Source organism: Lentilactobacillus kribbianus (assembly GCF_013184075.1).
Lineage (GTDB): Bacteria > Bacillota > Bacilli > Lactobacillales > Lactobacillaceae > Lentilactobacillus > Lentilactobacillus kribbianus.
Genome location: NZ_JABEQQ010000002.1, coordinates 13,149 through 25,820, shown reverse-complemented (window position 1 = coordinate 25,820; position 12,672 = coordinate 13,149). Strand labels below are relative to the sequence as shown.

Annotated in this window: 21 protein-coding genes; 6 read left to right on the top strand and 15 right to left on the bottom strand. The window is 36.6% G+C overall.

Annotation, left to right across the window (positions count from 1 at the left end):
* Positions 1-16: 16 nt before the first annotated feature.
* The 12 genes from HII32_RS04760 to HII32_RS04710 form a co-directional block, all read right to left on the bottom strand.
* Positions 17-430, bottom strand: coding sequence for a hypothetical protein (locus HII32_RS04760; RefSeq protein WP_172188874.1), 414 nt, complete (start codon positions 428-430; stop codon positions 17-19).
* Positions 431-434: 4 nt separating this feature from the next.
* Positions 435-908 (bottom strand): DUF1064 domain-containing protein, encoded by a 474-nt coding sequence (locus HII32_RS04755; protein WP_172188872.1) that lies wholly within the window; start codon positions 906-908, stop codon positions 435-437.
* The gene (locus HII32_RS04750; protein WP_172188870.1) at positions 901-1,104 is read right to left on the bottom strand and encodes a hypothetical protein; all 204 of its coding nucleotides are present in this window, start codon (positions 1,102-1,104) and stop codon (positions 901-903) included. The genes HII32_RS04755 and HII32_RS04750 overlap by 8 nt, the downstream gene beginning before the upstream one ends.
* A 111-nt stretch (positions 1,105-1,215) precedes the next feature.
* Positions 1,216-1,416, bottom strand: a complete 201-nt coding sequence (locus HII32_RS04745; protein WP_172188868.1) for a hypothetical protein — start codon at positions 1,414-1,416, stop codon at positions 1,216-1,218.
* Entirely contained in the window at positions 1,409-2,386 is a 978-nt protein-coding gene (locus tag HII32_RS04740) for a Lin1244/Lin1753 domain-containing protein (RefSeq protein ID WP_172188866.1), read from the bottom strand. The genes HII32_RS04745 and HII32_RS04740 overlap by 8 nt, the downstream gene beginning before the upstream one ends.
* Positions 2,387-2,409: 23 nt before the next feature.
* The gene (gene ssb, locus HII32_RS04735) at positions 2,410-2,871 is read right to left on the bottom strand and encodes a single-stranded DNA-binding protein (RefSeq protein ID WP_172188864.1); all 462 of its coding nucleotides are present in this window, start codon (positions 2,869-2,871) and stop codon (positions 2,410-2,412) included.
* Positions 2,872-2,880: 9 nt separating this feature from the next.
* Positions 2,881-3,726, bottom strand: coding sequence for a PD-(D/E)XK nuclease-like domain-containing protein (locus HII32_RS04730; RefSeq protein WP_172188862.1), 846 nt, complete (start codon positions 3,724-3,726; stop codon positions 2,881-2,883).
* The gene (locus HII32_RS04725; RefSeq protein WP_172188860.1) at positions 3,671-4,591 is read right to left on the bottom strand and encodes a recombinase RecT; all 921 of its coding nucleotides are present in this window, start codon (positions 4,589-4,591) and stop codon (positions 3,671-3,673) included. The genes HII32_RS04730 and HII32_RS04725 overlap by 56 nt, the downstream gene beginning before the upstream one ends.
* A complete protein-coding gene (locus HII32_RS04720; RefSeq protein ID WP_172188858.1) occupies positions 4,591-4,797 on the bottom strand; it encodes a hypothetical protein in 207 nt (68 codons plus the stop codon). The genes HII32_RS04725 and HII32_RS04720 overlap by 1 nt, the downstream gene beginning before the upstream one ends.
* Positions 4,791-4,919 carry a hypothetical protein gene (locus HII32_RS07860; RefSeq protein WP_281355388.1) on the bottom strand — a complete coding sequence of 43 codons (129 nt, stop codon included), beginning with the start codon at positions 4,917-4,919 and terminating at the stop codon, positions 4,791-4,793. The genes HII32_RS04720 and HII32_RS07860 overlap by 7 nt, the downstream gene beginning before the upstream one ends.
* 300 nt (positions 4,920-5,219) lie before the next feature.
* Positions 5,220-5,516 carry a hypothetical protein gene (locus tag HII32_RS04715; protein ID WP_172188856.1) on the bottom strand — a complete coding sequence of 99 codons (297 nt, stop codon included), beginning with the start codon at positions 5,514-5,516 and terminating at the stop codon, positions 5,220-5,222.
* Between the two features lie 14 nt (positions 5,517-5,530).
* Positions 5,531-6,085 (bottom strand): hypothetical protein, encoded by a 555-nt coding sequence (locus HII32_RS04710; RefSeq protein ID WP_172188854.1) that lies wholly within the window; start codon positions 6,083-6,085, stop codon positions 5,531-5,533.
* A 143-nt stretch (positions 6,086-6,228) separates the two neighbouring features.
* On the opposite strand from HII32_RS04710, the gene HII32_RS04705 reads away from it, so the two are divergent.
* On the top strand, positions 6,229-6,438 hold the full coding sequence (locus HII32_RS04705) for a hypothetical protein (RefSeq protein ID WP_172188852.1): 210 nt from the start codon (positions 6,229-6,231) through the stop codon (positions 6,436-6,438).
* Here HII32_RS04705 and HII32_RS04700 read toward each other — a convergent pair.
* Complete coding sequence (locus HII32_RS04700; protein ID WP_172188850.1) at positions 6,435-6,605, bottom strand: hypothetical protein; 171 nt, start codon at positions 6,603-6,605, stop codon at positions 6,435-6,437. The genes HII32_RS04705 and HII32_RS04700 overlap by 4 nt on opposite strands.
* A 41-nt stretch (positions 6,606-6,646) precedes the next feature.
* The gene (locus HII32_RS07825) at positions 6,647-6,874 is read right to left on the bottom strand and encodes a helix-turn-helix transcriptional regulator (protein ID WP_246224860.1); all 228 of its coding nucleotides are present in this window, start codon (positions 6,872-6,874) and stop codon (positions 6,647-6,649) included.
* A gap of 174 nt (positions 6,875-7,048) precedes the next feature.
* Here HII32_RS07825 and HII32_RS04690 point away from each other — a divergent pair, with 174 nt between their 5' ends.
* The 5 genes from HII32_RS04690 to HII32_RS04670 all read left to right on the top strand — a co-directional run bounded on the left by HII32_RS04690 (position 7,049) and on the right by HII32_RS04670 (position 10,237).
* A complete protein-coding gene (locus tag HII32_RS04690; RefSeq protein ID WP_246224859.1) occupies positions 7,049-7,456 on the top strand; it encodes a helix-turn-helix domain-containing protein in 408 nt (135 codons plus the stop codon).
* Complete coding sequence (locus HII32_RS04685; protein ID WP_172188846.1) at positions 7,446-7,859, top strand: ImmA/IrrE family metallo-endopeptidase; 414 nt, start codon at positions 7,446-7,448, stop codon at positions 7,857-7,859. The genes HII32_RS04690 and HII32_RS04685 overlap by 11 nt, the downstream gene beginning before the upstream one ends.
* Before the next feature lie 136 nt (positions 7,860-7,995).
* Complete coding sequence (locus HII32_RS04680; protein ID WP_172188844.1) at positions 7,996-8,607, top strand: DUF4352 domain-containing protein; 612 nt, start codon at positions 7,996-7,998, stop codon at positions 8,605-8,607.
* Positions 8,608-8,686: 79 nt separating this feature from the next.
* On the top strand, positions 8,687-8,956 hold the full coding sequence (locus tag HII32_RS04675; RefSeq protein WP_172188843.1) for a hypothetical protein: 270 nt from the start codon (positions 8,687-8,689) through the stop codon (positions 8,954-8,956).
* Between the two features lie 105 nt (positions 8,957-9,061).
* Positions 9,062-10,237 (top strand): tyrosine-type recombinase/integrase, encoded by a 1,176-nt coding sequence (locus HII32_RS04670; protein ID WP_172188841.1) that lies wholly within the window; start codon positions 9,062-9,064, stop codon positions 10,235-10,237.
* A 164-nt stretch (positions 10,238-10,401) separates the two neighbouring features.
* Here HII32_RS04670 and HII32_RS04665 read toward each other — a convergent pair whose 3' ends face one another.
* Positions 10,402-12,582: a Tex family protein gene (locus HII32_RS04665; RefSeq protein WP_343034661.1), complete on the bottom strand. Its 2,181-nt coding sequence runs from the start codon at positions 12,580-12,582 to the stop codon at positions 10,402-10,404.
* Positions 12,583-12,672: the final 90 nt, after the last annotated feature.

The following is a 12,672-nucleotide window of genomic DNA, read 5'->3' as shown; positions in this document are numbered from 1 at the left end:
ATATTTTGATTTACTTTTAGCCTAAGTCTTTAGCCTGTTTCCAAAAACCTTTGCTACCAGCATTTTTATGTTTTCGATATTCCATGGCGTTTTGGTATCCATATAGCCCCAATTCCAATAATTGTTGCTTTCTTAATTGCAAAATCCTAATACATAAATCATTTAAATCATCGGGATTTAAGTCATAAAACTCGCGTTTCCAACCATATTTCGAAGCCATATACCTTGGGCCTTGGTAGTTTCTAATTACATTAAATCTGTAATTTAAGTGCTGCTTACCTTTGTGGTCACTCAAACGAATGCTGTACAACAGTCCATAATCAAGTTTTAAGTAGATGCTGTTGGTTGAGTAAGCGTCATATCTCATGACCTTAATTCCTTTACTTTGAAAAAAACTAATTAAAGTTTGAGTCACCTTTTTTAATTTCATAAAATTACTCCTTAAGCGATTCTCGCCAATCATAATTTGTATTTCTGACGATTAACGCTTCGCATGGATTACTAGTTTTGCGAGTTTTAGTTGTCCCAAATCCAATCACTTTGAAGTCATGCGTTCTAACTACCACAGCTTCCACAGGAATGCCATATTGGCTCGCAAATAAAGTGAACCGTAACTTTACCACTGGATCAATCGAATACACCGTAAAGCCGTTTTTAACGTCATAGACGTGTTCAATATTTCCTTGATTGTCGTAGGTTACTACATCTGGTTTATAGCTAATAGCTGGGGAATTAAATTCATCTTGCTTAACTAATGGCTTCAGCATAAATTTGGGGTGAACTTTAAAGCTTTCAACCTTGCCTTCAATAAATCGTTTGAAGAATTTGTATTCTTTTTCGCTATCAAAGACCCAATCTTTGTAGTAAACCTTGTTTCCATGCTTATTTAAGGCTGTTGGACTAACCACAATGCACCTCGTTATTTGTAATAATGGCTTCACAAGCATTTAAAATTTGGTCGAAAACTCCATCTGATTCTTTAAAACGTCCATCAGTAATTGCTATAAAATGTTCTAATTTTTGCAAAGAATCATCGTTACCATCGTTTTTAACTGTTAACCAGGCGTCTAAAATACGATCGTCATTAATTGTTAACTCAGTCATGGACCACCTCATATGTTACTTTCTTGACCACATACCAACCCCTGGATTTATCGCCTTTATTAAGTGCTTCTGCCTGCATTTAGGCTTCCCACTTTCGTTCGAATTCGGTGTTCATTGATTTACCATCTCCATATGAAAAATGTGTTGTCGCTTAACAAGTACACGCCAATTACTATCTGGATCATTAGCATTTAACAGTTTGCAACGTTCTTTAACTTTGAGCAGATTATCAAAATAATATTTATCAGATTTAATCATTAGATTTTTGTCAATTAGTAGTCCGCAATAATAAACATATGGGTAATCATTCATTAACTACACCTCCAGATTGAAGCGCTGCTAATCTTTGATTTAATTGATCCTGTTGTTCAGAAGTTAAAGGCGTTGGCTTAGCGGGTTCGTTAGATTTAGACTTGCTAGCCCAATCAGGTAAAGTTTCTTTAACTTGGGTACTACCTTTTCTTCCTTTTTTATTTTGGAAATTTTCAATTGATCTTTTAGCTTTATCAATCGTATTAACATTGTGATTTCGCCAATTTTCTAGCATTCGTTTTGCATATGAAAATCCTGCGCCGTTATTAGCAGCATACATAAAAGCTAAATTAACAATATCGTTGCCAAACTCATTTGCTAAATCACTGATTGTATTCACTAAAACTCCTTTTGCTGATATTCCAAATGCCTCTTGATAAGTTGATAATGGATGTTGATCTTCTTTTTTTGTTTTCGAAGAATGCAAATCAATATCAGGCAATTCATCTGGACTATTTTTCTGAATATCAAAAGAATGTTTACTTTTATTTACTTTACTTTTATTTACTTTACTTTGTGCATTAATGTTTACATTAATGTCACTTTTACTGGGGTTAATGTTTGCATTAACTCTTTTAGGCTTAGTTTCAGTTGGAATTAACCAATATTCAGTTGGTTTCTTACCTTTTCTTCGTTTGATAGCTTCAATATAAGTTTCTTGAATGCGAAGGCTTGTTAATACCTTAGCCGAGTTGAACAGATCTTTATCAAAAGTTCCGTAAACAACTAAGCGGTTAACAACTTGATCAACTAATTCAGGTTTTGCATTGACCCGATTAGCTAACTGCATCTTAGATAGTTCATTCCACTGCAAGAAGTATCCTTTGGAGTAAACCGCCGGCAGCAGATAAACCATGACTAAAACACCTTTAGCACCAAACTCACCCATAATGGCTTCAGTTTTTTCATTGGTAGGAAAATCAACATCAAATGGAAAGTAATCCAGCCCTTGCTTAATTGGTCGGGCCAATTATCATCACCTCCCTTAATTCATCAGAATGGGATATCGTCATCTGAAATATCTATCGAATCGCCGGTACCACCGAACGGATCAGCAACGCCGTTTGATGAGTTCCCCGATTGATTGCCGTAACCTGCAGGAGGCGGCGTCTGTGAAGCACCGTTTTGACTGTCATTGCGACTTTGAAGTAAGGCAAAGTTATCAACTACTAATTCCGTGACATAAACGCGAGTTCCTTGGTTGTTTTCGTAGTTACGGGTTTGAATACGTCCGTCAAGCCCAACTAGTGAACCTTTATGAACGAAGTTAGCGAAGTTCTCTGCTGACTTACGCCAAATGACGCAGTTAACGAAGTCCGCTTCTCGTTCCCCTTGCTGGTTTTTAAAACTGCGGTCAACAGCTAGAATGAAGCTTCCTACTGCTGTTCCAGATTTGGTGTAACGAAGATCAACGTCTTTAGTCAATCTTCCAGTTAAAACTGCTCGATTTAACATAGATACCTCCTAATAGAATTCAATATTATCAATACTAGTAATGCTTTCTAGTTGCTTAGTAGCACGACAGTAGTCGCAATGCTCACAGCGTTTAGGCTTCTCTTGACCATTCTTAATAGCTTCAATACGAGGCTGTTTTTCATTAATTTCTTTCATGCGATAGTCCATCAAATAATCAGGAATACTAAGAACTGCTTTGTCTGGAATATCTTGCTTAGATACAGCGATAATATAAGGAGTACATTCAACCCCTAAGGTCTGCTTGATGAGTTCTTGATAAATTGCCATTTGCATATCATAGCCACGAACTTCAGCAAAACTAACATAAGCATGCTGTTCTGCGCTCCAATGTTTCTTATGGATATCATCAACTGTTTTTAAATCTAGAAAAATGTGTCGATCAAGATCAAGGCAATCGATTTTGCCTTTCCACTTAACTCCAAATAGTTCACCTTCAACCGGAACTTCTTTATTTCCTTGATACAATGCGCGGAATTTTTCATCTTCATCAAGTGCCGTAATCATTTTATTGGCTTTAATAAAATCGCTCTTTAAACCTTTTTCAGGATTACCGTACTTAAATAGTTCTTCTGGGTGTTCGTCAAGAAATGACTGATGAGCTTTGCTATTCTCAAAGTAGCTATGAAGATAATTACCAACTAACAATGGGGTCAAGCTTCCATTAGGTTCCCAATCACCTTTAAGCTCTGCTAATGCTTCAGCTTCACAATTTATAAATTTGGTAAACCAAGTTTTAGATTGATATTCCCAGTCACTTTCATTGGAATAGTAATTATCACTATTCAGTAAGGTCTCCGATGTTTCTAAAGAGTTCTCCTTGGTTGCTGTTTCCATTTGGTTCTGCCTCCTTATCAACTGAATTACCAACTTCATCCAGAGGATCATCATCGATAATGATTTCATCATTGGTTTCTGGCTCTGGCTCTGGTTCTGGTTGTTTACTAAGCAAATCATCAACCGTTTGTGCTGGTTCAGTTACATCTTTACGTTCATCTTCATATTCACTGTTAACAGTATCGTTTAATGAAGCAGCTAATAAATCTGAGTCATCTGATGTATTAATGAAATTCTTAGCAATTCTATTGATAACAGTTCTCTTTGCCATTTCTTCAGGAAATTCTTGTTGCACTTTTCCTTTGTTTTCACGATGGCTCCATGATTGTTCAATCATTTTTTTAGTCATTACTTCATATACTTTTTCATCATCTGTTTTTTCAACAATCGCATAAGCACCAACGATTGGTTTATCCATATTTTCAAATTTGGGCTCAAACTTCTGAACAACTACTCGTCCATTTTCATAACCAATTTCGAAAATGTCATTTTCGTGAACTGTGTTTGCCCAAACATCTTTAACGTTATCTAATCGTTTAAGCGCTGCTTGTTTACCGAAATAGGATACTTGAAGTTGTAATTGATTGCCTCTAACAATGAAATAGCATTGAGTTTTTGCTGGAGTTAATCCTTGGACAACCATGTCCAAAAGTGCCTTGCTTACTGAACTAGCCGTAACAACCTGCCAAGCAGGCCGTTTGTTTCGATCAACAACTTTATCAATAGTTAGTAATGCACTTTTCAAAGCGTTAGATGGACTATAATTAATCGGAACATGCAATCCTTCTGTTCGCATTTTTTCAACTTGCTTTTGAACGTCTGAAACGATTTCAGATGGTTTTTTTGTCGATACTTCATTAGCCATTATTCAAGCACCCCGCTTCTTTCTTTAATTCGAACTTCGTTATTCCGAAAATTAATCAATTCAGATAACGTGTCCTCATACTCTTTGACTTTAATGTCATGTAGCAACATTTCTCGGTCATAATCGTGATTTATCTTATCGATAACTTTATTAATGCTTGCAATTCTTCGATCAGAATCATTTATCATGTTTTCACTAATTACCATCCGTAACGATCCTCCTCGTACAATTCTTTTTCCTGGGCTTTTTTATCAAAATCTATCGGATCTTCGTATTCATCAGCTTTACGGTCGTAAAATTCATCTTCTGGATCTATATTCTTAATCATGACTACGACCTCCTAATAACCGTTGCGTCCAAGTTTTTTTCGGTTTAGAATAGGTGTATAAAACATTTGAAATATCAATCAACTTTTCATTTGTGGTCTTAGACAGTGCCAGCTGTTTAAGACTATTTTTTTGCTCATTTTTCGAATCCGAAAAAGTCATGAGTTAGCTCCTTCCATACATACTTAAGTCTTGGTAAGTCAAATAATGTTTTACGATGTTCAATCGCAAGCATGATTCCCCCATAAAAGCCTAGACATAAAACAAAATTGAAGATTCGTTCCAGCATACTGTTCACCTCCTTAAACTGGTTGGCTGCTGTTCAACATCCACCGTTCAACAGCTAGCCGTGAAAATACTTTCTGTTTTCCTTTGTGATTAACTGGAAAGCCCGGTTGATACAAATAAAAATTTGTAATCATTTCTGGCGAACAGTGAAAGACTTCTTCAGCCAGCTGTTGAGCAGTTAAAAATTCATCGTTCTTAGTTTTTTCGTTGATCTTTTCAGTTACGATTGGCAACAACTTTTCAACCACTCGATCGGCTAGCATTTCAAGAAACACATCGTTGCTAACATCTACATCAACTGCGATAGCCATTTTCTCATCTCCTTTTAAATTGCCCGTTGCGGAAACTTATTAACCTGCCTATCACGCTTATAAGCCATTTCCTGCCAATTTTCATCTGGATAAGTGCTATACAAACTAGCAAAAAAATTAGTTAGAAATTTGAAAACGTCATACGCTTGCTTGAAAGCTTCAACAACATCACGCCTATCAGTTACCACGCTAGGCATTGACCTTAGTTCGTCTGCGGCGTCATTAAAGGCGATAATCATTTGTTTAATCTCGTCTTCAACACGACCAGTTAAATCATAAGGATCAACCCTTATTAGCTCACCGCTAACAGTTGACGGGATTATGTGACCTGTTATTTCAGAAGCAAAGTTAAACGATAGTAGCGCCGCTTCTCCCGGCTTCAGCTCCTTCATTAACCTTGGGAAATCCTCAATTTTTAACTTCATATTTCCTGACTTCATTTTGGAAATAGAAGATTGATCATACCCTAAAACCTTTCCGGCTTTAACTGTGGTTAAATGTGAACGCTCCATAGCATCCGCTAACACTCTGCTAACATCAGCTTGATCCGATATTTTAATTGTGTTCATCGGTACCATCTTCTTTCATAAAATTATGTTCAGTAGGCTCATTTATGGCACTACAATTGAGTTAAGCAAACATAGCTCTTCGTTTCCTTACCTCCTAGCTGGGTTTCACCTCTGTTAAAATGGAACAAAGGAGGTGAAAAATAATGCCCAAACGTATAAAAACAACTAGTGAAAGTGCTTCTGGTAGAAACGAGCAATTTCACGACAACTTTACTGGTAAAGATATGTCCCGTTCACAGTTCGTTAAAGAAATTAAAAATGGGAACTACGATAATTATTCGGTCAAAAAGATTAATGGTTTAGATACCCCAGTATCAAAACCAGATAAGACAAAGAATAATAATCTCGATTAATTATCTTCACCAATGTTGAATAAAACATGGTAGCCATTCAACTCAACGATTTCTTCTGGATCAATAACTGCAACGGGCTGGTTATCGGAATCTACTACCGTGATGTTTTTATAGATGGCATTGCCAATTACGATTTGGCTTTTGCTATCTATTTTTTCTTCATTCACATAATCACCTCCTAGCTGGGTTGTTTTGAATCAAAGTTCGATTATCGCACGTTTGAAGTGAAAAATTTTTCAATCGGTGTTTCTAATACTTCTGAAAGAATAGGAAGTTCATCGCTTTGAAATTTGTACTCACCATTTTCTCTTCTCGTGTATTTTTCAACAGACTTAAATCCAAGTTGATTAGCCATATAAGATTGAGAAAAGTGTTTATCTTCTCTAAGCTTCTTAATATAGGAAACGTCAATAGTTTTTCTTTTTATTGGAGTCAAAGTAACAGATCACCTCTTTTGTGTTCTAATATCGCAACCTATGTACATAGTATACTGTGCGCTTATCGCACTGTCAATAGTTTTGTGCGAAAAAAGCACAAAATATTTTCTTTTATCGCACCTATGCTAGAATGATAGTGCGTAAAACGCAAATAATTAAGGATGTGTTTTAATTTGGATGAGAAAACTCAAAAATTCGTAATAAGATTAGAAGACTTAAAAGAACAGTCTGGATTAACGCAGACCGAAATTGCTAAACGTATCGGTATCGATAGGACTGCTTACAGTAAAATAAAAAACGGAACTAGAAAGTTATCCAGTTCTGAAGCTAAAAAGCTAGCCAACTTATTTAATGTTTCGACAGATTATTTATTAGGAGAATCTTCAAAAACATCTGACAGCACTCCCGATTGGGCAACAGAAAAAGATATTAGCGATTTGCATGATTTCTTAGCAACTAATGGTCAAATGACATATAAAGGTATGGATTTAACCCAAGAGCAACGCGAACGTGTAGATCAAATTATTACCCAAGTTTTCTGGGAAGAACTTGAAAAGGATAAAAGAAAGAATGAACGATAATCAAGTAAAAAGTTTGGTGGAACTATTGGGACACCGGTATAGTACGTTTAATCCCTTCACTATTGCTGAAAAACTTAATATCGACATTCAGTATCGTCCCTTTCTAAAAGCTCCTCTGGGTGACACTATTGACTATTTAGGACGACCTATTATTTTGCTAGCTGATAGCTTGAAATATTCTAATCAAAAATATTTTGTTTGCGCTCACGAGTTAGGTCACGCTATCGAGCATGCAGATATGCAGGCTTACTACATATCAAGCAAATTTGCATCAACTCATTACGAAATTCAGGCTGATAAATTCGCTGTTAGCCTACTAGGACAATTTTATATGGAAGAACATGGACACGTTCCAGATAATTGGATGGATCTTGTTCATACATACGGGTACCCTAGTTTATAAATTAAAACGACTAATAAATCGTTTTTTTATTTAGTTAAGCATGTGAACATTCGCACTATATCTTATTAAGAATATAAGAATTACGACCAACAATCTGATTGTCGTTAAAAGCTGTTTAGTTTGGAGGAGTTTTATTATGTCAAAGAAGACAGTGACTGGTGAAGATGGAAAAACATATACCGTTCAGGAGAAGAAGCCATGGTATAAAAGATTTTGGGTTTGGGCTTTAATAGTTTTAGCTATTATTATTATTGGAGGTTCAATGGGAGGAAGCAGTGATGATTCAAGCTCATCAAGCGACAGTGATACTAAAACAGAATCATCCAGCAAAACGGAAGCTTCACCACTTGATAAGACTTATAAAGTCGGTCAAACAGTCACATATAAAGGATATTCATTTAAAGTTAATAAAGTAAGCTATTATGATGGTGACGGCGACATGAATACTCCTGATAAGAGCGGTGATCAATTCGTTATTGCTAACGTTACAATCACTAATAAAGGTGACGAAAAGCAAGACTATAATTCATATGATTTTCAGTTAAATGCTGATGGTAATTCTACTGATTTTGATGGAATAATCACGGATGGAGAATATGCCGACAACGATTTAGACAGCGGTACATTGGATAAAGGTGCCAACGTTTCTGGTAATTTAATTGGTGAAGCAAAACCAAATGCAAAACTCAAACTAGAATATAAGCCTTCATTCTGGGACGATAAAACTGTAGATGTAAATCTCAACTAAGCATCATCCCCCACTCTGGTGACTAGCAGCGGTTCGATTCCGCTGGTGGGTATTATTTTAATAATTAAGGAGATAATATATGGCACTAGAAATTGTAAATAACGAAAAATTAATTGAATTAGATGGAAGTACTCATCTTAATGCTAACCATGAGCTGGATTGGTTTAATTTGAATTTGGAAATTGAAAAGAATAGACAGGCTTTCAATTTAATTAAAATTAACACCAAAATACGGTTTAGTGGGAATGAATATTTGGTCATAGATTTAAAACATGAAAAAGATAATACCAATCTATATACAATAACTGTGAAACCTAATTTTGCACCATATGAAATGGTTCAAGAATAAAAATATATCCCCTTTTGGGGTTTTATTTTTAAAGCAAAAAGAACATATGTACCCCTATTTTTTAATCATAGTCAAGATAGTTTTATGAATTTGGAGATGAAAACGATGAGAGCTTGGGAACCGATGAAAAAACACCCTAATATTTATGTTTACGAAACTAAGAAAGGCAAACGCTATGGCGTTAGAAGCCGCTATAAGAAATCAAATGGTAAATTTTCAGAGTGGACTAAATCCGGATTTTTAAGTTGGCGTGACGCTGATGTTGCTCTAAAACGTTTTGAAGTTGATCTTGCTAATGGCTTAGTTGGCAAAATCGATAGCAGAAATGTTTCTTTAGACGCCTACTTTACTAATATCTATGAACGCAAAGTAAGACTAAAGATTTGGCGCCCCATCACTGCTAGAAGTATGAAAAACTACTATAATGAGTGGTTTAAACAGCCGTTTGGTAAAAGCAACTTGCAAGATATTAATCGTATAAGTTATCAGGCGTTTCTAGATGATATTAGTGCCAAGGGTCTTGCTGAACTTACTATCAAGAGAATTGATTCAGTTATGCAAATGATTATGAATGACGCTGAAACTAATGACATCATTTTTAAAAATAAGCTGCGGCACATGAATATTAATGGCAAAGCTCCCAAAAGCCAATCTCTATCCAAAGAAGACTACGAGAAATTTATGAATTATGCAAAGGAACATCTTACTAGGTACAACTATTGTATGATCTACATGCTTACACTAGGTGAACGGCGCTCTGAATTAATGGGGCTTAAAAAATCTTCATTTAAATTTGAGTATGACAAACAAACAGAAAGAGAAATATGTGGTATCACTTTTGACACTGGTAGAACACAAGACGCAAAAAAAGGCGGTCCACTAAAGACCCCCTCGGCTTACAGAACTATTTGGGTTTATGGTGAAATTGTTGACCTAATTAAGGAAGCCATTGAATATTCTGACAACATACTAAAAAACAAAGGTATGGAAGTTACACCCGATCACTTTCTGTGGCTTAATCCAGCAACCGCCAAACCATACCACCCTACTCAACCATCTGCTTTAATGAAACGTTTATCAGAACGATCTGGAATTCAGGTTCACCCACATTTGTTGCGTCACTATTTTGCCACCCGTGCTATGGCTAACCGAATGTCTAGCACCGAAACTATGCACTGGTTGGGTCATGCTAATATCCAGCAAACGGCTGACTATACCCGGGCTTCCAAAGACGGAGCTTTAAACTTATTTGGCGGAGTAGAAGAAGACGTGAAGAATTAAGCTGTTTTTGTGGTACATTTTCTAATTTTTTGTACCACAAAATGTACCACAATTTCATCGAGTTTTATCAAATTTAAATAGATTATTGCAAATAAAAAAAGACTGACAAATCAATGTCAGCCTTTGATATAATCCCATCCGATTCGATAGAATTTTTTGGGGAGCTATTCCTTTCCAATTGTTGGATCTATCATAGTCAGTTGAATACGATTCCGATTAGTATCCACTGCATCAATCCAAACCGTAACAATGTCGCCCACTGCGGCAATTTTAGCCGGTGAATCAACATAATGATCACTCATTTTAGAAATATGAACTAATCCGTCTTGCTTAACACCAACATCGACAAAAATACCGAAATCAACGACGTTTCTAACGGCTCCTTGTAATTTCATTCCTGGAACTAAATCACTCATTTTCAACACATCTTGCCGCAATAATGGTGCTGGCATGGTATCTCGTAGGTCACGACCAGGTGTTTTCATACCATTTAAAATGTCAATTAACGTGGGTTCACCAATGGCTAAGGCTTGACTAGTCTGTGATAAGTTAAGTTGATTCAATCGTTGTGCTAATTCTTGGCTACCCAACTTATCTATGTCTACCCCTAGTTTTTTTAATACTTTTTCAGCCACTGAATAACTTTCTGGATGGATATCAGTATTATCTAGTGGATTGTTACCACCAATAATGCGCAAAAAGCCCACGGACTGTTCAAAAGCTTTCGGTCCCAATCGAGGAACTGACTTAAGCTGTTGTCGATTATTAAAGGGACCATTTTCATTTCTGAATTGAACAATGTTATTAGCGGTGGTTTTAGTCAGACCAGCAATATGTTCTAATAATTCAGCACTGGCCGTATTAACATTGACCCCCACTTGGTTAACCGCCGTTTCTACCACTTGATCCAACTTAGTAGCCAAATTCTTTTGGGATACATCATGTTGATATTGTCCCACTCCGATAGCTTGCGGATCTATTTTTACCAATTCAGCTAATGGATCTTGCACCCGACGACCAATGCTGACCGCTGAGCGTTCTTCAACATTAAAATCGGGAAACTCATCTCTAGCCACTTGACTAGCTGAATAAACGGACGCCCCAGCTTCGTTAGTAATTACGTAATAAACTGGCCGTTGCATTTTTTTAATAATGGTGGCAACAAATTGCTCCGATTCGCGACTAGCCGTTCCGTTACCAATTACAATCATTTCGACTTGATACTGCTCTATTAAATCAATTAATTCACCCTCAGCAGCTTTTCTTTTAGATTCACTGGCTGGCTTATGAGGATAAATGACTTTTTTAGCTAAAAACTTACCATTAGCATCTAAAACCGCTAACTTACAGCCCGTTCGATAAGCGGGATCAAAACCTAATACTACCCGTCCCTTCATCGGTGCTTGCATTAATAAATGATACAAATTGCTACCGAAAACGTTAATAGCATGCTCATCAGCTACTTCAGTAAGTTCCGCTCGAATTTCTCGTTCGGTCGCTGGACCAATAAACCGCTTGTATGCATCTACGGCCGCATCAGTTAAGAGATCAGCAGCCAAGCCTTGATGTTTACCCACCAATTTAAAGTGCAAATAATTCAAAATTTCGGTTTGATCCGTTTCGATCTTAACTGATAAAACTCCCGCTTTTTCACCCCGATTAATTGCTAAAGTACGAAAAGTGGGTAGCTGTTTAATAGCTTGATCAAATTCATAATATTGCTCATATTTACCTTCAGGATCTTTATCCTTACCCCCTCGTTTGGTATTAGTCACTATTCGACCTTTGTTCTTAGTCGCAGTTAAAATCCAATCACGAAATTGGGCATGGTCACCAATGGTTTCAGCAATAATTTCATGAACGCCAGCTAAAACGGCTTCACGATTAGCCAACTCTTCTTTGGAACCGATCATGGCTTCAATTTGAGCATTTAAGTTAGGAGCAAAAGCAAAAACGGCTTGAGCAATTGGTGTTAAACCCAACTCCTTGGCAATAGTTGCCTTCGTCCGGCGCTTTTGTTTGTATGGTAAGTATAAATTATCGACTTGTTGAATTTTTTGAGCCGCTTTAATCGCACTAGCCAATTTGGGGGTCAAGGCCCCTTGCTCGTCAATCTTTTTTAATACATCATTCTTTTTCTTATCTAATTGCTCTACCTGCTTGGCGGTAGCTTCAATCGCTCTAATTTGAACTTCATCTAAGTTTTGGGTGCGTTCTTTACGATAACGCGCAATAAATGGTACCGTATCGCCTTCAGTTAACATCGTTAAAGTTGCTTTGATTTGCGTTACCTTAATTTCTGGTAACTGCTGGTGAATTGCTGCTGCTAAACTGGTTTCTTCCACGATTTCACCTCATATTTTTGTATTGAATCATTAGTATCACAAAAAAATATCAACTACCATTTCGATAGCTGATATTAATTGTACTAGCTT